The organism is Catenuloplanes indicus (genome assembly GCF_030813715.1).
In the GTDB taxonomy this organism is placed as follows: domain Bacteria; phylum Actinomycetota; class Actinomycetes; order Mycobacteriales; family Micromonosporaceae; genus Catenuloplanes; species Catenuloplanes indicus.
The window spans coordinates 3,494,159-3,513,775 of the sequence record NZ_JAUSUZ010000001.1 but is presented as its reverse complement, the minus strand read 5'-3'; the positions used below and the strand labels follow the sequence as shown (position 1 = coordinate 3,513,775).

Annotated in this window: 20 protein-coding genes; 13 read left to right on the top strand and 7 right to left on the bottom strand. The window is 73.0% G+C overall.

Annotated elements, in window-relative coordinates; translation table 11 throughout:
• Nucleotides 1-4: 4 nt before the first annotated feature.
• From J2S42_RS15780 to J2S42_RS15760, 5 genes are read left to right on the top strand one after another with little or no spacing between them, the layout of a single operon-like run.
• Nucleotides 5-232 (top strand): hypothetical protein, encoded by a 228-nt coding sequence (locus tag J2S42_RS15780; RefSeq protein WP_307239889.1) that lies wholly within the window; start codon nt 5-7, stop codon nt 230-232.
• Between the two features lie 37 nt (nt 233-269).
• Nucleotides 270-704, top strand: coding sequence for a TadE family protein (locus J2S42_RS15775; RefSeq protein ID WP_307239887.1), 435 nt, complete (start codon nt 270-272; stop codon nt 702-704).
• Nucleotides 701-1,144 (top strand): TadE/TadG family type IV pilus assembly protein, encoded by a 444-nt coding sequence (locus J2S42_RS15770; RefSeq protein ID WP_307239885.1) that lies wholly within the window; start codon nt 701-703, stop codon nt 1,142-1,144. Before J2S42_RS15775 ends, J2S42_RS15770 begins: the two co-directional genes overlap by 4 nt.
• A 26-nt stretch (nt 1,145-1,170) precedes the next feature.
• A complete protein-coding gene (locus tag J2S42_RS15765; RefSeq protein WP_307239883.1) occupies nt 1,171-1,581 on the top strand; it encodes a pilus assembly protein TadG-related protein in 411 nt (136 codons plus the stop codon).
• Nucleotides 1,582-1,604: 23 nt separating this feature from the next.
• On the top strand, nt 1,605-2,927 hold the full coding sequence (locus tag J2S42_RS15760) for a LysM peptidoglycan-binding domain-containing protein (RefSeq protein WP_307239881.1): 1,323 nt from the start codon (nt 1,605-1,607) through the stop codon (nt 2,925-2,927).
• Between the two features lie 159 nt (nt 2,928-3,086).
• On the opposite strand, the gene J2S42_RS15755 is transcribed toward J2S42_RS15760, so the two are convergent.
• A complete protein-coding gene (locus J2S42_RS15755; protein ID WP_307239879.1) occupies nt 3,087-4,613 on the bottom strand; it encodes a hypothetical protein in 1,527 nt (508 codons plus the stop codon).
• Between the two features lie 12 nt (nt 4,614-4,625).
• Nucleotides 4,626-5,222, bottom strand: a complete 597-nt coding sequence (locus J2S42_RS15750) for a hypothetical protein (RefSeq protein WP_307239876.1) — start codon at nt 5,220-5,222, stop codon at nt 4,626-4,628.
• Nucleotides 5,223-5,483: 261 nt separating this feature from the next.
• Between J2S42_RS15750 and J2S42_RS15745 the strand changes: the two genes are divergently transcribed.
• The 4 genes from J2S42_RS15745 to J2S42_RS15730 are packed head-to-tail and all read left to right on the top strand — an operon-like array spanning nt 5,484 to nt 9,502.
• Nucleotides 5,484-8,102, top strand: coding sequence for a nitrate- and nitrite sensing domain-containing protein (locus tag J2S42_RS15745; protein ID WP_307239874.1), 2,619 nt, complete (start codon nt 5,484-5,486; stop codon nt 8,100-8,102).
• Between the two features lie 12 nt (nt 8,103-8,114).
• Nucleotides 8,115-8,525, top strand: a complete 411-nt coding sequence (locus J2S42_RS15740) for a roadblock/LC7 domain-containing protein (RefSeq protein ID WP_307248791.1) — start codon at nt 8,115-8,117, stop codon at nt 8,523-8,525.
• Nucleotides 8,515-8,919 carry a DUF742 domain-containing protein gene (locus J2S42_RS15735; RefSeq protein ID WP_307239872.1) on the top strand — a complete coding sequence of 135 codons (405 nt, stop codon included), beginning with the start codon at nt 8,515-8,517 and terminating at the stop codon, nt 8,917-8,919. Before J2S42_RS15740 ends, J2S42_RS15735 begins: the two co-directional genes overlap by 11 nt.
• The gene (locus tag J2S42_RS15730; RefSeq protein ID WP_307239870.1) at nt 8,900-9,502 is read left to right on the top strand and encodes a GTP-binding protein; all 603 of its coding nucleotides are present in this window, start codon (nt 8,900-8,902) and stop codon (nt 9,500-9,502) included. The genes J2S42_RS15735 and J2S42_RS15730 overlap by 20 nt, the downstream gene beginning before the upstream one ends.
• Here J2S42_RS15730 and J2S42_RS15725 read toward each other — a convergent pair.
• Nucleotides 9,477-11,048 (bottom strand): AfsR/SARP family transcriptional regulator, encoded by a 1,572-nt coding sequence (locus tag J2S42_RS15725; protein ID WP_307239867.1) that lies wholly within the window; start codon nt 11,046-11,048, stop codon nt 9,477-9,479. The two genes, J2S42_RS15730 and J2S42_RS15725, sit on opposite strands and share 26 nt — an antisense overlap.
• Before the next feature lie 162 nt (nt 11,049-11,210).
• Here J2S42_RS15725 and J2S42_RS15720 point away from each other — a divergent pair, with 162 nt between their 5' ends.
• Nucleotides 11,211-12,008 (top strand): hypothetical protein, encoded by a 798-nt coding sequence (locus J2S42_RS15720; RefSeq protein WP_307239865.1) that lies wholly within the window; start codon nt 11,211-11,213, stop codon nt 12,006-12,008.
• Between the two features lie 38 nt (nt 12,009-12,046).
• Here J2S42_RS15720 and J2S42_RS15715 read toward each other — a convergent pair whose 3' ends face one another.
• The 4 genes from J2S42_RS15715 to J2S42_RS15700 are packed head-to-tail and all read right to left on the bottom strand — an operon-like array spanning nt 12,047 to nt 15,429.
• Nucleotides 12,047-12,658 carry a LutC/YkgG family protein gene (locus J2S42_RS15715; RefSeq protein ID WP_307239863.1) on the bottom strand — a complete coding sequence of 204 codons (612 nt, stop codon included), beginning with the start codon at nt 12,656-12,658 and terminating at the stop codon, nt 12,047-12,049.
• The gene (locus J2S42_RS15710) at nt 12,655-14,058 is read right to left on the bottom strand and encodes a LutB/LldF family L-lactate oxidation iron-sulfur protein (RefSeq protein ID WP_307239861.1); all 1,404 of its coding nucleotides are present in this window, start codon (nt 14,056-14,058) and stop codon (nt 12,655-12,657) included. The genes J2S42_RS15715 and J2S42_RS15710 overlap by 4 nt, the downstream gene beginning before the upstream one ends.
• Nucleotides 14,055-14,789, bottom strand: a complete 735-nt coding sequence (locus J2S42_RS15705; RefSeq protein ID WP_307239859.1) for a (Fe-S)-binding protein — start codon at nt 14,787-14,789, stop codon at nt 14,055-14,057. Before J2S42_RS15705 ends, J2S42_RS15710 begins: the two co-directional genes overlap by 4 nt.
• A gap of 4 nt (nt 14,790-14,793) precedes the next feature.
• Complete coding sequence (locus tag J2S42_RS15700) at nt 14,794-15,429, bottom strand: GntR family transcriptional regulator (RefSeq protein ID WP_307239857.1); 636 nt, start codon at nt 15,427-15,429, stop codon at nt 14,794-14,796.
• Between the two features lie 72 nt (nt 15,430-15,501).
• Between J2S42_RS15700 and J2S42_RS15695 the strand changes: the two genes are divergently transcribed.
• From J2S42_RS15695 to J2S42_RS15685, 3 genes are all read left to right on the top strand, one after another.
• The gene (locus tag J2S42_RS15695) at nt 15,502-16,485 is read left to right on the top strand and encodes an aldo/keto reductase (RefSeq protein ID WP_307239855.1); all 984 of its coding nucleotides are present in this window, start codon (nt 15,502-15,504) and stop codon (nt 16,483-16,485) included.
• Nucleotides 16,486-16,522: 37 nt separating this feature from the next.
• Nucleotides 16,523-17,581, top strand: a complete 1,059-nt coding sequence (locus J2S42_RS15690; RefSeq protein WP_307239853.1) for a lactonase family protein — start codon at nt 16,523-16,525, stop codon at nt 17,579-17,581.
• Nucleotides 17,582-17,873: 292 nt separating this feature from the next.
• Nucleotides 17,874-19,574 (top strand): substrate-binding domain-containing protein, encoded by a 1,701-nt coding sequence (locus tag J2S42_RS15685; RefSeq protein WP_307239851.1) that lies wholly within the window; start codon nt 17,874-17,876, stop codon nt 19,572-19,574.
• The last annotated feature ends 43 nt before the right edge of the window (nt 19,575-19,617 follow it).

Sequence of the window (19,617 nt, the reverse complement as noted above, 5' to 3'; positions counted from 1 at the left end):
CGCAATGCCTCTGCTCATTCAGGCATACGTCGCCGTAACCACCCGGCTCGCGCAGCTCAACAGCCCCGAGAAACGAGACCGCGGCGAGAGCCCGGTCTCCACAGTGATCATCATCGCCGGCCTCGCGGTTCTCGCCATCGGCGTGCTCACCTGGGCAGGCCTCAAGGCCAGGGACTACATGGACCACAACACCGGTGTCATCCCGCCCGTGCCGGCGGGCGGAGCCGGTTGATCGCCTGCTGATGACAAGGCGCATCACTGCCCGCCGCGTGCGGTCCATTCGGGACCGCGCGCGGCCGGTGCGTGCCCGGGAGCGGCTCCGGTCGCAGCGCGGCGCCTCTCCGATCGAGCTCGCCATCCTGATGCCGGTCATCCTCTTCATGCTGTTCGGGGCCATCCAGATCGCCGCGGTGTACATGGCCCGGGCGACCGCGCTCTCCGCCGCCCAGACCGCGGTCGGTACCCAGCGGCTGTACGACGCGGACGAGGGCTCCGGCCGGACCCGCGCGCTCGCCTTCATCCAGACCGCCGGCGACTGGCTCACCAAGCCCACGGTCACCGTCGTCGTCGACGACGTGAACGGCGTGGTCAGCTGCGACGTCACCGGCAACGCGCTCACCGTCGTCCCGGGCTGGACGATCACGGTCACCCAGTCGGCGAGCGGGCCGATCGAGCGCGTCACCGCGCCGGGCGGTGCACCGTGATCCGCCGCGCCGACCGCGGGTCGGTCTCGGTCGAGGTCGCGATCCTCACGCCCGCGTTCATCGCGCTGATCGTGACCGCGTTCGTGGTCGGCCGGACCGCCACCGCGGCGAACGCGGTGGACCTCGCCGCGCACGACGCGGCCCGGGCCGCGTCCATCTCCCGGAACGTGACCGACGCGGACGCGGCCGCCCGGGCCGCGGTGCAGGCGGCACTGGCCCAGCAGGGCCTGACCTGCGTGAATTCCAACGTCATCGACTACGGTACGCCGAACTCGCTGACCCGCGCGTTCGGTACGCCGGTCGGCCAGCCCGCGTCCGTGGTGGTGACCGTGACGTGCGTGATCTCGTTCGCGGATCTCGGCTTCCCGGGCGTACCCGGTAACCGGACGCAGCAGGCCCGCTATGAGTCGGTGCTGGACACGTACCGGAGCCGGTCATGATTTTTGATCATCGAGATCGCGGCCGGGTGAGCATCTTCCTGGCGATCACGCTCTTCGCCGTACTCGTGATCATCGGCCTGTCGTTCGACGCGTCCGGGCGGCTGCGCACGCTGCAACGCGCCAACAACCTGGCGGCGGAGGCGGCCCGCGCCGGCGGCCAGCAGATCGACGTCGAGGCGGCGATGAGCGGCGGCCAGAAGGTCGTCGACATGAACGCGGCCGCGGTGGCCGCACGCGCCTACCTGGACCGGGCCGGCGTGGTCGGCAGCGCCACCTGGATCACCCGGGGGGCCGGCTGCGCCGACACCGCGCGCTGCCTGCGGGTGGACGTGCGGATGACGTACCAGATGGTGATGTTGCCGGTCTTCGGCTTCCCGGAGACGGTCACCGTCAACGGCAGCGCCACCGCGGAACTCCTGACCGACGAGGACATCTGACCCACGAGAGAAGGCGACGGGGCATGACCAGCACACAGATCTCCGTACCGCGGAGGATCGGGCGGATCGCGACCGGACTGGCCGGGCTCGTGCTGCTCGTCGGCCTGCTGGGCGGCGCGCCGGTCGCGCTCTACGCGGTCGCGGGCAACCCGATCCCGGACCAGCTGCCCACGCTCGACCAGGCGATCAATACGCTGACCAGCCCGGACGACGGGCAGCTCTTCCTCCGCGCGCTCGCGCTGGTCGGCTGGCTCGGCTGGCTCACGTTCGCGCTGTCCGTGCTGGTCGAACTGGTGGCGATGATCCTGCGCGTGCCGGCGCCGCACCTGCCCGGCTTGCGCACCCAGCAGCGGATGGCGACCGCGCTGCTGGCGTCCGTCACGCTGATCGTCTCCACCGGCGCCGCCGCCTCCGCGTCCGCGCTCGGCCTCGGCGCCACGCACGCACCGGCCACCGGCTTCGCGCCCGCGGCGGCGCCCAGCATCGGCATCCCGGGCGACACGCCGCTGCACGTCGGCTACCAGAGCGCGGCACCGGCGTACACCGCCGGGTTCGGCCCCGCACCGGCCACACCGGACCTGTCCGGCGCCGGTTTCAGCGCCCCGGACGGGTGGGAACGGGGCCCCTGGAGCGGCACGCCGGGGGCCGGCCCGATGCACGCGGCGGCCGGGAACAGCACCGCGGGGGAGGCCGGCGGCGGCCAGGCCTATCGGGCACCGGCCAAGGAGGCACAGCCGGGCGACCCGATGTACCGGGTCGAGCAGGACGACTACCTGGGTACGATCGCGGACCGCTACCTCGGCGACTTCGAGCGCTACCCGGAGCTGGCGCAGCTCAACGGCATCGCCGACCCGGACCGGATCGAGGCCGGCGACTTCCTGCGCCTGCCGGAGAACGCCCGGGACCGCGGCGTACGCGAGCACGCGACCGGCCTGGTCGACGCGCCGCCACCGGTCACCGCCCCGGCGCCCGGCGGCGTGGCCGGCCCCGGCGGGCCCGCGCCGGAGAAGCCGGAACCCGCGCCGGAGAAGCCGGCGCCCGCACCCGAGCCGGCCGCGTCCGGCACCGCCACGCCCGGAAAGCCGGCGCCCGGCCCGGCCGCCACCACGCCGGCTCCCGGGTCGAACGCGACCACACCGGCGCCCGGCGGTCACACCACACCGGCGCCGCCGGCGCATCACGGCGAGGACCCGCTCGGCGGTCTCAACGGCGCCAAGGGCCTGGACGGCAACGACCGCGGTCCGCTTCCGCTCGCGGTCTCCGCGGTGCTGGCCGCGGCCGCCGTGGTCGGCGCCCAGGTCGGCGCGCTTCTCGGCCTCCGCGACCGTCGCCGCCCACGCCACTGACGACATCGGGCCCGGACGGCGCGGAACGAAAACCTTTCAAGCTGCTGTGCCCGCTTCCGGCGTGGTGGCGTTTCGGTGCTCCCGCGGGCACCGGTCCCGCCGTGATCCTGGAATGCGAAGCGGCCGCCCCGGATCCGGGGCGGCCGCGCACGGGGGCGGTCAGAGACCGAGAATGCGGTCCAGGAAGTCGCGCTGGCGGCGGACCAGGACCCGGAGCTGCTCGGTGTCGCCCTGACCGGTGGCCGAGCCGCCGAGCGCCTCGCGCTGCTGGGTGATCGCCGCGTTCAGCGCGGCCACGACCTCGTCGATCAGCGTGCCCGCGTCCGACGCGGCCTGCGCCGGGTCGTCCACGAAGCGGAGCTGGACCTCCCGCCACCGGTCGCGGAAGTCGCCGGCCGTGCCCGCACTGAAGAACGCGGCCAGCGCCGGCTGCTCCGGCACGTCACCGGGAAGCAACTCGACCGGCTCGTCCACGGTGGCCGGCGTCTCCCGCGCGTCGGCCGGCACCGGGATCGGCTCGATCGGCACCGCCGCTGTCCCGGCCGCACCGGCAGACTCCCCGTCGATCCGGCCGTCGCCGTCCCGATCGTTCGAGATCGGCTCCGCGTCGGGCCAGCCGTCGCCGTCCCGGTCCTTCGCGGTGGGCGCGGCGCCGGTGTGGTCGTCGCCGTCGCGGTGCCCGGCCGACCGGTCCCTGATCGCGGCACCGGCCACGGCGGCACCCGCGGCGGCACCGGCCGCGACGCCGAGCGCCGCGGTCTCCGCGGCGTGCGACCGCGTCTGCTCCTCCTCGGGCCGGTCCTCGTCGGCGAGGCGCTCGGAGGAGCGGTTCGGATCGTCCGCGGTGCCGAGGCCCTCGGCGGCGGTCACGCCCTCGGCCCGGAGCGGCTTGTCCGTCCCGGCCTCGCCGGTGGCCGGGCCGAAGCCCTCGACCGGCTCCGTGTCACGACCGTCCGCGGGGCCGAAGCCCTCCCGGTCGGCGTCGGTGCCGTCGTCGTGGACGCGGCCGAACTCCGACGGGCTGCCGGCCGGCTCACCGGCGCGGCCGAATTCGTGCGGCGACTGCGCCGCGCCGTCGGTGGTATCGCCGGAGTCGTCCGTCGCGAACGCCGGGTCGTCGCCGGTCCGCCCGTACTCGTGGGGCGACTGCGCCGCGTGCTCGTGGCCGGTGTCGTCCGGCGACGGCGTCGTGTCGTCATCGGTGGCGTCGGCCGTGCGGCCGAAGTCGTGCGGGGCCTGGGCGTCGCCGTCGAATCCCGCCGGGTCGCCCGTCGTGACCGGCGTGCCGAACGCGTCGGACGAGGCCGGCCGTACCGTCGCCGTCGTGTCCGGGTCGTCCGTCTCGCGGCGTGCGGCCAGCTCCGACGCCGCCACCGCGCCGCCCACCGTGGCCGCGCCGAACGCGGTCTCCTGCGGCACCGGCTCGACGAACACCGGCTCCTCGTCGTCCCGGCGGTCCGGTATCACGTCTACGTCGACCGGCTCGCCGGTCCGGCGCGCGCTGTCGTCGTCGTGACCGTCCCGGTCGGTGTCCGGTACGCGGTCGGTCACGTCGTTCTCGCCGGAGCTGCGCGGGACCGGCACCGGCTCGGAGCGGACGGTGCCGGCGGCGCCGTCGTCGGTCGCGGTGTCGTCGTTCTTGTCGTCGTCAGGCCTGGAGTGGGACTCGCTCTGGAAGAAACGCATCGAAGGATCTCCTCACCGGTGGCTGGTGTGGGTGTTCTCGGTAGAACTGGCGGGAGAAACCGGCGGCACCGGATCGGCTTCGAGCAGCTCGCCGAAGAGTGCGCGGTAGTGAACGAGGGCCTTGCGCAGCTGCTCGGTGCTTGCCTCACCACGGGCGCTGGCGACGCTGATCCCGTGCGCGTCCCGATAGTGGCCGAGCGTGTTCGCGTGCTCGACCGAGAGGTGGCTGAGCTGCTGTTCGTAGTTCTCCGTAGGATATCCGCGCTCGGCAATCAACTGGGTCACAAGTTCATCAGCTTCGGCCACTGCCTCGACCGGCGAGTCGATGAACATGGCCTGGACCCGTTCCCACTCGGTGGTGTACCGGGTGCGGGATTCCGCGCTCAGTGGCGTCAGCGTCAGCTCGGCGTGCCGGCGCTCGCGTTCGAGCAGTTCCTTCTCGGCGGCCTCGCGGCTGCCGGACTCTTCCACGGTGCGGTCGTACTCGGGCCCGAAGCGTTCCTGGAGCCGCCGGCGGGAGCGGTTGCGGCCGAGGAAGACGGCGGCGGCCGCGACGGCGAGCACGATGACGGCGACGACGATGAGGACGGCGATCTGCGTACCGGACATGGTTTCCTCCTTCCCCGGGCTAATGCCCGGCGGAACGTGATCCCCAATCCACCTTCCGCGGGTTTGTTCGCCGCGCCCGGCGGTGACCTGACCGAAAGATTGATCAATGCCTGTTCACTCCCGGTCAGCGTGCGGTGTCGCATTCCCTGTCCGTCTACTTGCACCACCGGCAAGGTAGTGCGGGCGCCGTCGATTACGTATCCTGCCCAGCGGGGAAGGCGCCGCGTCGGCCCTGCCGAACCCCTCAGCGGACGAGGTCTGATGAACATCCGGAACTGGTCGATCCGATCGAAGATCATCTCGCTGGTGTCGGTGCCGCTCGTGGCGCTGCTGGCCCTCTGGGTCTTCGCCACCGTGCTGACCGTCGACCCGGCGCTGCGCCTGCTGGCGTCGCAGGACGTGCTCGACGGGGTGGGCCGTCCCGGCGAGGAGCTGGTGGCGGAGCTGCAGCAGGAGCGCCGGCTGTCCCTGGTCTATCTGGCCGGCACCGCGAGCACGCCCACCGCGCGGCAGGACAGCGTGGCGCTGACCGAGCAGCGGGAGCGTACGGACGCCGCGATGGCCTCGTTCCGGGAGCTGTCCGCGGAGCACGCGGACGCCGCTGAGGAACTGGGCCGCCGGCTGGAGACCGCGTACACGTCGCTGGACGCGGTCCCGCGGCAGCGCGCGTTCGTCGACTCGCGCGAGGTGGACAAGCCGGGCGCGCTGCGGTTCTACAGTGCGGTGATCGGCGACATGTTCAAGGTCTTCGACCTGGTCAGCCAGTACGACGACCCGGTACTCAGCCGCCGGGCGAACGCGATGGCGCAGCTCGGCCAGGCCCGTGAGGTGCTCGGCCAGGTGGACGCGCTGGTCGCCGGCGCCTCCACGGCCGGCCGGTTCCAGATCAGCGAGCACGGTCAAATGGTGCAGATAATCGGTACGTATCGGTACCTGTACGACACCGCGGTGGCCGATCTCGACGCGGAGACGCGGCAGCGCTACAACCTGTTGATCCAATCGCCGGTCTTCGAGCGCATGAACAACATGGAGAACGCGCTCATCACGTCCGGCGCGGACGGCAAGGCGGTGCCGATCGGGCTGACCCAGTGGACCCGCACCTACGACCAGGTCGCGTTGCAGCTGCGCGGCTTCGAGCAGTTCACCGCGGACCGCGCGGCCGAGGACGCGGTCCCGCTCGCGGTCCGTACGCTCGGGCTGCTCGCCGTCGCCGGTCTGCTCGGCCTGGCCGCGATCGTGCTGTCCCTGGTGATCTCCGTCAAGGTCGGCCGGTCCCTGATCAAGCGCCTGTCCGAGCTGCGCGCCGCCGCCACCGACCTGGCCGGTCACCGGCTGCCCGAGGTGGTCACCCGGCTGCGGCGCGGCGACGAGGTCGACGTGACCGCGGAGACGCGCAGCCTGGAGTTCGGCACCGACGAGATCGGCCAGCTCGGCAACGCGTTCACCGAGGTCCAGCGCACCGCGGTGCAGGCAGCGGTGGACGAGGCGGCGCTGCGCCGCGGCCTCAACGACGTCTTCCTCAACATCGCGCGGCGCAGCCAGACGCTGCTGCACCGCCAGCTCGCGCTGCTGGACCGGATGGAGCGCCGGGTCACCGACCCGGACGAGCTGGCCGACCTGTTCCGCGTCGACCACATGGCGACCCGCATGCGGCGCCACGCGGAGGACCTGGTGATCCTCGCGGGCGCGGTCCCGGGCCGGGGCTGGCGCAACCCGGTCCCGATGATCGACGTGGTCCGTGGCGCGGTCTCCGAGGTCGAGGACTACGCGCGCGTCGACATCGGCGTGGCGGACGACGTCGCGGTGGTCGGCCGCGCGGTCGGCGACGTGATCCACCTGCTGGCCGAGCTGATCGAGAACGGGACGTCGTTCTCGCCGCCGCACACCCGGGTCCGGGTCGGCGGCCAGCCGGTGCCGAACGGGTACGCGATCGAGGTGGAGGACCGCGGCCTCGGCATGACACCCGAGGAACTGGCCGACGCGAACCGCCGGCTCGCCGAGCCACCGGAGTTCGACCCGGCGAACAGCGCCCGCCTCGGCCTGTTCGTGGTCGCCCAGCTGGCCGCGCGCCACCAGATCCAGGTCAGCCTGCGCGCCTCGCCCTACGGCGGTGTGTCCGCGGTCGTGCTCGTCCCGAGCGAGCTGGTGACCGTCGTCGAGCCGGCGCTGCCCCGGTTCGCCGTGGCGCAGCCGGTCACCCCGCCGCAGAACGGCCGCACGGCGGTCGACGCCCGCCCGGCGCAGCCGCGTGAGATCGAACCCGCGCGCAGCGCCCGGCCGGTGGGTGAGACGATCGGCACGGTCGTGGTCGATGGGATGGAACTCCCCGGGCGCCGGTCGACGAAACGCCGCAAGGCGGCCCCGATCGCAGCCATCACATCGGACACGGAGAATAGGACGACAGAGGACGGCGAGGACGCGCCGACGCTCGCCATGCCGCAGCCGGGGCGGGAGACGACGGACGCGAACCCGGGGGACGACCCGGAGGAGACCACCACGATGGACGGCCTGCCCAAGCGCGTGCGCCAGGCGAACCTGGCACCGCAGCTCCGCCCGGGGCGTGCCGCGGCGCCCCCCGCGCCGGCGGAGGCCGCACCGCGTACCCCTGATCAGGTCCGCAGTTTGATGTCCGCGCTCCAGGCGGGCACGAAGCGCGGCCGGCGCGCGGCCGAGGCGATGACCGCCGGCCAGGCGGTACCGCAGCAGCGGAGCGAGGCCGTGCGCGCCACCGCGACGCCGCCGCCCGGCGCGGTGCTGACGCCGGCCCCGGACGCCGAGATCCCCACGGTCGGCACGCCGACGACCGTGCAGTCCAGCGCGGCCGTGGAGAACGACGCGGCAGAGCACAGCACGCACCAGGTGACAGACAGGGACGCATAAGTGGCACAGCAGATGACCTCCTCCGCCAACCTCAACTGGCTGCTCGACGACCTGATCGACCGGGTCCCGACGGCGCACCAGGCGGTGGTGCTCTCCTCCGACGGCCTGCTGATGGGCTCGTCGCGGAGTCTGAGCCGGGAGGACGCGGAGCACATGTCCGCGATGGCGGCCGGCTTCCAGAGCCTCGCCAAGGGCGCCAGCCGCCACTTCGGCGCCGGTCCGGTTCGGCAGACCGTGGTCGAGATGGAGTCCGCGTACCTGTTCGTGACCGCGGCCGGGGCGGGTGCGTGCCTCGCCGTGCTCGCCGCGTCGGACTCCGACATCGGGCTGATCGCGTACGAGATGGCCATGCTCGTCACCCGGGTGGGGCAGACCATGAGCGCCACCCAGCGAACCCCGGGGGTGCACACTGATGCGGGATAGACCACCGGACATGCCGCGGCGGCCGGACGAGCCGGAGACGCACTGGATGGACGACGACGCCGGCCCGGTCGTCCGCGCCTACGCGGTGACCGGCGGCCGGGTGCGCCCGGTAGCCGGCGGGTTCGACCTGGTGGCGTTCGTCGTCTCCCGGGGCGGGGAGAACGCGTGGCCGGCCCACCTGAGCCCGGAGCAGCGCGCGATCCTCGCAGCCTCGCGGGAGCCGCTCTCGGTGGCCGAGGTGGCCGCGAAACTGAACCTGGCGCTCGGCGTGATCCGGGTCCTCCTCGGCGACCTGCTGGCCGCCGACCTGATCTCCATGTACGAGCCGCCCGCGGCTCGCCGGCATGACGAAGACATCCTCAAGGCGGTTGTTAATGGGCTCCGTGCGCTATGACGAGCAGTCGGTCACCGTACCGACGGCTCTCAAGATCTTGATCGCGGGTGGCTTCGGCGCCGGGAAGACCACGCTGGTCGGCTCCGTCAGCGAGGTCCGGCCACTGCAGACCGAGGAGGTGCTGACCGGCCTCGGGCTGGACGTGGACGACACGTTCGGCGTCGAGCAGAAGGGCACCACCACGGTCGCGATGGACTTCGGGCGCATCACGATCAGCGAGGACCTGCAGATCTACCTGTTCGGCACGCCCGGCCAGGACCGGTTCTGGTTCCTCTGGGACGAGCTGGCGTTCGGCGCGCTCGGCGCGGTCGTGCTGGCCGACACCCGGCGGCTCGCGGACTGCTTCCCGTCCGTCGACTACTTCGAGCAGCGCGGCACGCCGTTCGTGGTCGCGGTCAACATGTTCGAGGGGCACAAGCAGATCACCGAGGCCGCGCTGCGGACCGCGCTCGACCTCGACCCGGAGGTGCCGATCGTGCTGTGCGACGCCCGGGACCGCCGGTCCGGCAAGAGCGTGCTGATCGCGCTGGTGGAGTACGTGGCCGAGCGCCGCGGCCTCAGTCTCGCCGGAGCGCCGTCGTAGGCGTTCCGGCGCCGAAGATCAGCAACGGCCGCAGCGCGTCGGCGCGGCGCCGGGGTAGCGCGCCGCGGGCCACCAGGTCCTCCGGTGAGCCGAACGGCCCGCCGCGCGCGCGTTCCGCGGCCAGGTCGTGGGCCATCTCGGCGGTCACCCCGGGCAGCGTCACCAGCAGCGCCTCCGGCACGGCGTTCACGTCGAGCAGGCCACCGTCGTCGTACCAGCGGATCAGGTCCGGCCGGCCGATGCCCAGCTCGGCCGCGATGTCCGGCCGGTAGGTGAGGATCTGCCGGGCCTGCTGCCGGTTGGCCTCCCGCACCTCGTCCGCGAGGACCTCGCCGGTCGCGCCGCCGGCCGGCCGCGGGACGAACGCCAGCAGCACTCCGTGCAGCGCGCCGGCCAGCATCGGGACCACCACGCAGATCGCCATGTAGACGTCCCAGACGGAGACCAGGTCGCTCTCCGGGTCGAGCTTGCCGCTCTCGATGAGCACGATCATGCCGACCAGGCACATCGCGTAGAGGACGGCGGCGGCGCCGTGCCCCCAGCTGCGCCGCACCCAGGCCACGATGCCGATGACCAGCCAGGTCAGCCAGCCGAGCGACCCGAACGCGATGCCGCCGAACAGGACGGCCTTCATCCAGGCCCGGCCGGACAGGTCCACCCGCCGGGCGGCCGGAGCGGACAGGTGCACGACGACCGGCGGCACGGCGGCCGGCTGCGCGGGCACCGGCACGACGACCGCCGGTGCCGGTGACACCGCGGGCGCGGGCGCCGCCGCCGGGAGCGCCAGCGACGCGTCCGAGCGGAGGATCCGCCGGTGCAGGTCCTGCAGCCGCTCGCCCGGCTCCACCCCGAACTCGTCGTGCAGATAGTCGCGCGCCTCGCGGAACGCGGTCAGCGCCTCGGCCTGCCGCCCCTGCCGGTAGAGCGCCAGCAGCAGCGCACCGCGCAGTTCCTCCCGCGCCGGGAACTCCTCGACCACCCGGGCCAGCTCCGCGCCGAGCGACGCGTGCCGGCCCAGCGCCAGCTCCGCCTCGGCCAGCAGCTCCCAGGCCGCGCCGCGGGTGTCGTCCAGCCGCCGGCGCGCGGTGTCGAAGACGCGACCGCCGAACCCGGCCAGCGCCTGGCCGCGCCAGAGCAGCAGCGCGGACCGCAGCGCGGTGGCAGCGGCACCCGGGTCACCGTCGGCCAGCAGCGCGCGGGCACCGCGTACCGACGAGTCGAAGGTGTCGGTGTCCAGCGCGCCCGGCTCGACGAGCAGCCGGTAGCCGGCACCGTCCAGGGTGAGCACGCTGCTGGGCGCGCGGGGCGACCGGTCCGGCTCCAGCGCCCGGCGCAGCCCGGCGATGTGCTTCTGCACCACGTTCGCGCCGTTCTCCGGTGGGTCGTCGGCCCACACCGCGTCCACGATCGCGGCGGCCGGGACCGGGCGGTTCGCTTCGAGGAGCAGCAGCGCGAGCACCGCGCGCTGTTTCGCCGGCCCGAGGTCGACCTCGCCGCCGCCGGCCGTCGCCCGCAACGGGCCGAGAATTCCATAGCGGACCGGCACCTGCGTCTCCTCCCCCCAAGGCTCGCGGGGGCGACTCTAGCAGCACATTTCCCTGGTGTGGCAGTCGATCGGCAGGATCCGGCAGTGGCTCGGCAGCGATCCGGCAGCGGCGTCCGCGACGGTTCCCGGCACGTCCTTCGTTTCGACAGAGAGCTATGTGACATGTCTGCTGCAGTAGCGTCCCGTGCCGCCGGTCTCGCGCTCCTCATGGTCGCGGGTCTGTCCGGCTGCGGCCTCACCGAGGAGGTCGCGGCCGTGGCCGCGAAGACCCCCGAGGAGGTGCTGACCGCGTCCGCGCCGGGCCCGGGCGCGGCACCGTTCGGCTACACCGTCGCCGGCCTGGACGCCGAGGGGACGCCCCAGCACATGACGGGTGTCTCCAGTCCGGTCGCGAAGAGCTACGACCTGGCCACGTCGTACGAGGAGAAGGAGGCCGGATTCACGATGAACATGCGGTTCCGGGTCGTCGGCGCGGAGTCCTGGGTGCGCATCACGTTCGACGCGGACCGGGACCTGCCGGGTCTGCCGGAGCTGCCGGACAGGTGGCTGAAGGTCGACCCGGCCCGCACCGGCGGCGACGCCGACGCGCTGCCCACGTCGTTCACGCCGGCCGACGTCGACCCGGGCAACGCCGGTGCGCTGCTCGCCACCGCGTCCGGCGTCACCGGGACCGGCACCGGTACGTACGCCGGCACGCTCGACCTGACCGGCGTCACCGGGTGGGAGCAGATCGACGTGGCGAAGGCCGGTGACACGGTCGAGGCCGTCCCGTTCACCGCCACCGTGGACCCGGCCGGTCAGCTGACCGCGCTCACCGTCGAGATCCCGGCGATCGGTGCCGTGCCGGCGTACTCCTACGAGGTCACCTACGCGTACGGCGGCGCCACCGCGGTCGCACCGCCGGCCGCGGCCGAGACCGCGGAGACACCCGAGATCCTCTACGAGCTGTTCAACGCCTGATGAGCCGGGGGTCGCGCCGCGGGGGCGCGCGGCCCCCTTCAGCGCGTGGCGATGACGACGTCCAGCCGGCGAGGGCCGTGCACGCCCTCCACCCGGTTGAGTTCGATGTCGCTGGTCGCGGACGGCCCGGAGATGAGCGTGAGCGGCCGCGCCGGGTCGGTGAGCCGGCCGAGCGCGGCCGGTACGCCGCCGCAGATCTGGTCCATCCAGACCACGCAGACGTGGTGGTCCGGCACCAGGCTGAGTACCCGCCGGCCCTGGTCCGGAGCGGCGTCCAGGATCAGCGTGCCGGTGACCGCGATCGCGACCGCGACGCCGGTGACCACGGTGACGCCGGGTGCGTCGAGCGCGGCGACCGGGACCGGTGCGCCGGGCGAGTCCCGCAGGACCGGGCCGGGGATCCACGAGGCCGGCAGACCGGGCGGCACCACCACGGTGGACGAGGCCGTCAGCAGGCCGCCGAGCACGTCCGCCAGCGACACCGCGGACGCCCGGTGCACACCGGCCTTGTAGTCGGCCAGCCGGTCCACCAGCACCTCGACCACGTCGATGCCGGGCACGTCGCGCCGGTAGTCGCGGGGCACCGGCGGCGCCGAGGCTGGGCGGCGGGCCCGGACCCGGGCCAGGATCTCCGTACGCGCGTCGCTCATCGCTTGGCCCACCATTCCCGGAAGGTCTGCTTCGGCGGCAGCGGCACGTCCCGGCTGTCCGTCCACGCGGAGGCCGGCCACGGCAGCCGGCGCAGGCGCCCGAACCCGCGCAGCGGCGCGCTGCCCCGGCGGGCGGCACGCAGCGCGGCGGCGTACCGGCGCCGGTCCCGCATGATCCAGGCGAGCGACCGGAACGCGGCCCGTTCCGCCGGGGGTTTCGGCCCTTTCTGCCGCAGGTGCACCAGCACCTGGGGGATGTCGATCCGCACCGGGCAGGCGTCGAAACAGGCGCCGCAGAGCGACGACGCGTACGGCAGCGTCTTGTTCGCACCCTCGCCGGTCATCTGCGGCGACAGGATCGCGCCGATCGGCCCGGGATAGACCGACCCGTACGCGTGCCCGCCCACCCGCTCGTAGACCGGGCACACGTTCAGGCACGCGGAACAGCGGATGCACCGCAGCGCCTGCCGCCCGACCTCGTCACCCAGCGTCGCGGTTCGCCCGTTGTCGATCAGCACGACGTGCGTGGCCTGCGGCCCGTCGCCGGGCGTGACCCCGGTCCACATCGACGTGTACGGGTTCATCCGCTCCCCGGTCGACGAGCGCGGCAGCAGCTGCAGGAACACCTCCAGCTCGGCGAACGTCGGCAGGATCTTCTCGATGCCGACCACGGAGATCAGCGTCTGCGGCAGCGTCAGGCACATCCGCCCGTTGCCCTCGGACTCGACCACGACCAGCGTGCCGGTGTCCGCGATCGCGAAGTTCGCGCCGGAGACGCCGACCGTGGCGCTGAGGAACTTGGCCCGCAGGTGCTTGCGCGCGGCCTCGGCCAGCGCGGGCGGGTCGTCGGTCAGGTCGGCCGCGGCGCCGGGCATGCGGGACCGGAAGATGTCCCGGATCTGGCTGCGGTTGTAGTGGATCGCCGGGACCAGGATGTGTGACGGCGTGTCGTCGGCGAGCTGCACGATGAGCTCCGCGAGGTCGGTCTCGGTGGCCTCGATGCCGACCGCCTCCAGCGCCTCGTTGAGCCCGATCTCCTGGGTGGCCATCGACTTGACCTTGACCACCTCGCGCGCCGCGGTCTCCTGGACCAGCCGGGTGACGATCTCGCACGCCTCGTCCGCGTCCCGGGCCCAGTGCACCACCGCGCCGGCCCGGGTCACCGACGCCTCGAACTGTTCCAGCAGCTCGGGCAGGCGGGCCAGCACGTCGTCCTTGATCGCGGCACCGGCCCGGCGCAGTGCCTCCCAGTCGTCGACCTCGCCGACCACGCGCAGCCGCTTGTCCCGGATCGTGTGCGTGGCGCGTCGCAGGTTCGCCCGCAGTTGCGCGTCGTCCAGCTCCAGCCGCGCCGCGTCCGGGAACGGTTTCAGCGCGACGATGTTCCCGGTCCCGTTCACGATGCACTCCCGGTGCTGGCGAGGATCTCGGCGTAGTGGATCGGTCTCGCGGTCGACGTGGCACGGCGGGACAGCCCGCCGCCGATGTGCGTCAGGCACGAGTTGTCCGCCGCGACGACGTACTCGGCGCCGGTGTCGTCGACCGCGCCGCACTTGTCGGCCAGCATCGCGGCCGAGACCCCGGCGTTCTTCACCGCGAACGTGCCGCCGAACCCGCAGCACTCCGCCGCGCCGGCCAGCTCGCGCAGCTGGAGACCGCGCACCGCGCGCAGCAGCGCCAGCGGCTTGTCGCCGAGGCGCAGCATGCGCAGCCCGTGACAGGTCGGGTGATACGTCACCGTGTGCGGGAAGACCGCGCCCAGGTCCGTCACGCCCAGCACGTCGACCAGCAGTTCCGCGAGTTCGTACGTGCGCGGCGCCACCTCCGCCACACCCCGCTCCAGATCGGGATCGCCGAGGGCCAGCCGGGGGTACGAGTCGCGCACCATCGCCACGCAGGAGCCGGACGGGGCCACCACCGCGTCGTAGCGCCGGAACGTGCCCACGAACCCGCGCACCATCGGCATCGCCTCCGCGCGGTAGCCGCTGTTCGCGTGCATCTGGCCGCAGCAGGTCTGCGCCTCCGGGAAGTCGACGGTGTGCCCGAGGCGCTCCAGAATGGATACCACGGCCCTGCCGGTGTCCGGGTACATCAGGTCGTTCACGCAGGTGATGAAGAGCGCTATCCGCACGGCATCAGCTCCCGAAGTAGGACAGGTGCCGCTCGCGGGCGGCGGTGATGTGGTCGTGCATCGCCGCACCGGCCGCGGCGCCGTCCCCGGCCGCGATCGCGTCGACGATCCGGTGGTGCTCGGCCGCGCTGGTCCCGTAGTGGCTCTGCGGGAAGTTGAGCCGGAACAGGTGCAGGTGCGAGCGGAGCCGGACGATCGCGTCGTGCAGCATGCCGTTGCCGGACAGCTCCGCGACCCGGTGGTGGAACCGGGCGTCCTGCGCGGTGAACCCGGCGATGCCCTGGAAGCCCGGCGCGTCCGGCTGCACCGGCAGGTCCGCCTCGGCGCGCAGGTCTTCGGCGTGGACCGCCTTCGCCGCCGCGGCCGGTTCCAGCAGCAGCCGCATCTCGATCAGATCCTCGAACTCCGCGCGGCTGAGCAGCGGCGACGCGGTGTAGCCGACCAGCGCGCGCTTGCGGACCAGCCCGTCGGACTCCAGCCGGGCCAGCGCCTCCCGTACCGGCGTGGGGGAGACCTGCAGACGGCGTGCCAGCGCGTCGATGTTGATCTTCTCGCCCGGCGCGACCGCGTGATCCATGATCAGTGTCTGCACGGACGTGTAGACGTCATCGGTGAGCGTGAGTCTCCGTACCGGGCGCATCGGGACCTAATCTGTGTGAGGCGGACCACGGAAGACGGATCCTATAGGATCTACGGTGCGAAGGAGAAGGCCATGGACCCGGCGGCACGCATCCGGCTCGGCGGCAGCGACGTGCTGGTCACCCGGCTCGGCCTCGGTCTTGCCCCGATCGGTGGCCTCTATGCCCCGGTCGGCGACGAGACCGCCACGGCCGTCGTCGACCGTGCCTGGGAGCGCGGGATCCGGCTGTTCGGCACCGCGCCGCTCTACGGTCACGGGCTCTCCGAGCGGCGGGCCGGCGCCGCGCTCCGCGACCGGCCGCGCCACCAGCTCGTGCTCTCCACCAAGGCCGGCCGGCTGATCGTCCCGGGCGGCGCGCGCGACCCGCTGTGGGCCGAGTCGACGTCGCGCGCGGTCTTCGACTTCTCCGCCGCCGGGATCCGCCGCTCGGTGGAGGAGAGCCTGGACCGGCTCGGCCTGGACCGGGTGGATCTGCTGCACCTGCACGACCCGGACGACCACTATCTGCCCGCGCTGCACGAGGCGCTGCCGGCCCTGGCCGAGCTGCGCAGGTCCGGCGCGGTCGGCGCGATCAGCATCGGGATGAACCAGGCGTCGATGCCGGCCGCGTTCATCCGCGCGATGGGCGCGCCCGGCCCGGACGCGGTCATGGTCGCCGGCCGCTACACGCTGCTCGACCAGTCCGCCCTGGACGACCTGCTGCCGCTCGCCGCCCGCCGCGGCATCTCCGTGCTGGCCGCGGCGCCGTACAACTCCGGCCTGCTGGCCGACCCGCGACCCGGCTCCCGCTTCGACTACGCACCGGCCCGGCGCGAGCTGCTCGACCGGGCCCTCAAGATCAAGGACATCTGCCGGGGGTACGGGATTCCGCTGCGCGCCGCCGCGCTCCAGTTCGCCTTCGGCCACCCGGCGGTGGCGGCCGTTGTCTGCGGCGCGCGCACCCCGGCCGAGGTCGACGACAACGTGGACCTGACCGCGCTGCCGATCCCGGCCGAGCTCTGGACCGCGCTGCGGACCGAGGGTCTGCTGCCCGCCCACGTGCCCACGCCGACCTGACCGCGCGCACCACCGGCAACTCTGGTTTCATCGGATCATGAGTGACGGCGAACTCGTATTCATCGGCTGCTACACCTCCGAGTCGGGCGGCCGCGGTGACGGCATCTCCGTGGCCCGCCGCGACCCGCGCACCGGCGAGCTCTCCGCGCCGCGCCTGGTCGCGACCACGCCGTCCCCGTCGTTCCTGGCCCGGCACCCGCGGCTGCCCGTGCTGTACGCGGCCGGTGAGCTGGCCGAGGGCCGGGTCACCGCGTGGGCGATCGCGGCGGACGGCGACCTGACGCTGCTCGGCGAGCAGCCCACCGGCGGCGAGCACCCGTGCCACCTGGCCGTCACCGCGGACGGCCGGCACCTGGTCACCGCGAACTACGGCAGCGGCAGCGTCTCGGTGCACCCGCTGGACCTGCTCGGCGTGCCGGGCGAGCGGACCGACCTGCGGCGGCACGCCGGGGCCGGCCCGGTCGAGGACCGGCAGGAGGGGCCGCACGCCCACATGGCCACGCCGGACCCGGACGGCGACCGGGTGTGGGTGATCGACCTCGGCGTGGACGGGCTCTTCCCGTACCGGCTCGATCCGGAGAGCGGCCGGCTGGAGCCACCGCCGGCGCCGTTCCACGTCCGTCCCGGCACCGGCCCGCGGCACCTGGCCCGCGGGGACGGCCGTCTCTATCTGGTGGGCGAGCTGGACGGCTCGATCACCGGTTACGACGTGGCCGCGGACGGCACGCTGAGTGAGCGCGGCCGGGCGCGGACCAGCGAGGCGGACGGGCCGGTGCAGCCGTCCGAGATCGGTCTCGGCGCGGACGGACGATTCGGATATGTCGCCAACCGCGGCCCGGACACGATCGCCGTTTTCGCGTTGCCCGGGACTTCCGGCATTCCCGCACTGATCGGTGAGGTGCCGTCCGGCGGCGCCTGGCCGCGCCATTTCTCGATCATGACGAGCATCGAGCCCGGCGGATCGGAGTTCCTGTACGTGGCGAACGAGAGATCGGACACCGTGATCACGTTCCGCCTGGACCCGGAGACCGGAATTCCGGCCGCCGGCGGCCCTGTGCTGGAGCTCGGCACCCCGACGTGCATTCTTCGCGCTTGAACGACATATTTCGCCGGCGTTACGTCCGATTTGGTGGGTGAGCACCGAGATGGGGGCTGGACGGCAACCTTAAAGCTTTCCTAAACTACTGTGCCGGTCCTCCCCAATGTGCCGACGCGCGGAAACTGATCAATTACTAACAGTGATTCTGCTGGTATAGATCGGTTTCGTCTCCGTAACTTTCGTCCGAACGTCTGTGGCGTTCGGCCACGATCGTGCGGAGTATTGGCGTGTGCCAGGCCGCCATCGAATGAACAGCAGCTTTCGCGGAGCCGGTGCCATCGCCGCGGCGATGGCACTGGTCGCCGTCGTTTCCGGCTCCTACCTCGGTTACCGACAGTTATCGCAGCCCAGTTGCACCGGATCGGTGCCGCTGGTCGTCGCGGCGTCGCCGGAGATCGTCGAGCCGATCAAGGCCGCCGCCGATGCCAAGGTCGTGGCCGGTGCCGGGGTGGACGGCCGTTGTCTCGAGGTGACCGTGCAGGCCGCCGAGCCGGTCGAGATCGCGGCCGCGATCGCCACCAAGCACGCCACCACGCTGACCGGCGTCGGCCAGGGCAGCGGCGCGACCGTGCTGCCCGACGTCTGGGTGCCGGACTCGTCGACCTGGCTGCAGCGCCTCGAGCAGGCCGCGCCCGGCTTCCAGCCGCTGAACGGCGCCTCCGTCGCGACCAGCCCGGTCGTCGTGGCCATGCCGGAGCCGCTGGCCAAGACCATGGTCGGCTGGCCGGAGAAGAAGCTCCAGTGGTCCGAGCTGCTCGGGCAGATGACCAGCAGCGACTCCCCGCTGAAGGCCGGCATCGTCGACCCGGCGCGGGACGCGTCCGGCCTGTCCGGTCTGCTCGCGCTCGGGCAGGCCTCGGCCGGCAACGGCAACGACGCGGCCCGCGTGGGTGTGCTGCGCACGCTCGCGCTGAACCGGTCCAACCTGCGCGCCGACCTGATGGCGAAATTCCCGAAGTCGGAGGACCCGGCCGCGCTGGCGAACGGTGTCGGCCTGGCCGCGCTCTCCGAGGAGGACGTGATCGCGTACAACGCGACGCAGCCCCCGGTCTCGCTGGCCGCGCTCTACGTCGAACCGGCCGCGGTCGCGCTGGACTACCCGTTCGCCGTGATGCCGGAGGCGGACGCGACCAAGGGCAACGCGGCAGACCTGCTCTTCGGGGAGCTGGCGTCCAGCCCGGCGTACCGTGACTCGCTGGCCAAGGCCGGCCTGCGCGGCGCCGACGGCAGTGCGGGCGGCGGGTTCACGGCGCCGACCGGCGCGCCCAGCCCGGAGGCGATCGCCGCGTCGGCGCCCGCCACCGGCGGCGGCGCGGCGAACGGGCTGGACGCGGCCGCGATCGGCCGCGCGCTGGCCAGCTGGACCGCGATCACGTCGCCCGGCCGCATGCTCGTGGTCTTCGACGTCTCCGGCTCGATGCTCAGCCCGGTGCCCACGGCCGCGGACAAGACACGCAACGAGGTGATGGTCGAGGCGGCCGGCCGCGGCCTGGGCCTGCTCGACAACGAGTGGTGGCTCGGCGTCTGGGTGTTCTCCACCGAGTTGCAGGGCTCCCGGGACTACCGCGAGCTGGTCCCGATCGGCCAGCTCAGCAAGCAGCGGGACGCGTTGCAGGCCTCGCTCGGCGAAGTCCAGCCGGTCGAGGGCGGCGCCACCGGTCTCTACGACACCGTGCTCGCGTCCTACCTCGCGGTCCAGGAGGGCTACCAGGCCGACAAGGTCAACTCGGTGGTGCTCTTCACCGACGGCCAGAACGAGGACGCGAACAGCATCAGCCGCGACGAACTGATCGCGCAGCTGAAGGAGAAGTCGGACGCCAAGCGCCCGGTCCGGGTGATCCTGATCGGCATCGGCAACGAGGTCAACAAGGAAGAGCTGGAGAGCATCGCGGCGGCCGGTGGCGGTGGCGCGTTCGTCGCGCAGGACCCGGCGAAGATCGACGAGATCTTCCTGCAGGCGATCGCCTCCCGCGCCGCGACGGTCGGCTGAGCGACGGCACCGGCGCCGGTCGGCTGAGCCAACGCTCGGCTAC

Coding starts and splice junctions, on each gene's coding strand:
- J2S42_RS15780 (WP_307239889.1), top strand. CDS start 5: ATGCCTCTGCTCATTCAGGCATACGTCGCCGTAACCACCCGGCTCGCG.
- J2S42_RS15760 (WP_307239881.1), top strand. CDS start 1,605: ATGACCAGCACACAGATCTCCGTACCGCGGAGGATCGGGCGGATCGCG.
- J2S42_RS15755 (WP_307239879.1), bottom strand. CDS start 4,613: ATGCGTTTCTTCCAGAGCGAGTCCCACTCCAGGCCTGACGACGACAAG.
- J2S42_RS15750 (WP_307239876.1), bottom strand. CDS start 5,222: ATGTCCGGTACGCAGATCGCCGTCCTCATCGTCGTCGCCGTCATCGTG.
- J2S42_RS15745 (WP_307239874.1), top strand. CDS start 5,484: ATGAACATCCGGAACTGGTCGATCCGATCGAAGATCATCTCGCTGGTG.
- J2S42_RS15740 (WP_307248791.1), top strand. CDS start 8,115: ATGACCTCCTCCGCCAACCTCAACTGGCTGCTCGACGACCTGATCGAC.
- J2S42_RS15735 (WP_307239872.1), top strand. CDS start 8,515: ATGCGGGATAGACCACCGGACATGCCGCGGCGGCCGGACGAGCCGGAG.
- J2S42_RS15730 (WP_307239870.1), top strand. CDS start 8,900: ATGGGCTCCGTGCGCTATGACGAGCAGTCGGTCACCGTACCGACGGCT.
- J2S42_RS15720 (WP_307239865.1), top strand. CDS start 11,211: ATGTCTGCTGCAGTAGCGTCCCGTGCCGCCGGTCTCGCGCTCCTCATG.
- J2S42_RS15715 (WP_307239863.1), bottom strand. CDS start 12,658: ATGAGCGACGCGCGTACGGAGATCCTGGCCCGGGTCCGGGCCCGCCGC.
- J2S42_RS15700 (WP_307239857.1), bottom strand. CDS start 15,429: ATGCGCCCGGTACGGAGACTCACGCTCACCGATGACGTCTACACGTCC.
- J2S42_RS15695 (WP_307239855.1), top strand. CDS start 15,502: ATGGACCCGGCGGCACGCATCCGGCTCGGCGGCAGCGACGTGCTGGTC.
- J2S42_RS15690 (WP_307239853.1), top strand. CDS start 16,523: ATGAGTGACGGCGAACTCGTATTCATCGGCTGCTACACCTCCGAGTCG.
- J2S42_RS15685 (WP_307239851.1), top strand. CDS start 17,874: ATGGCACTGGTCGCCGTCGTTTCCGGCTCCTACCTCGGTTACCGACAG.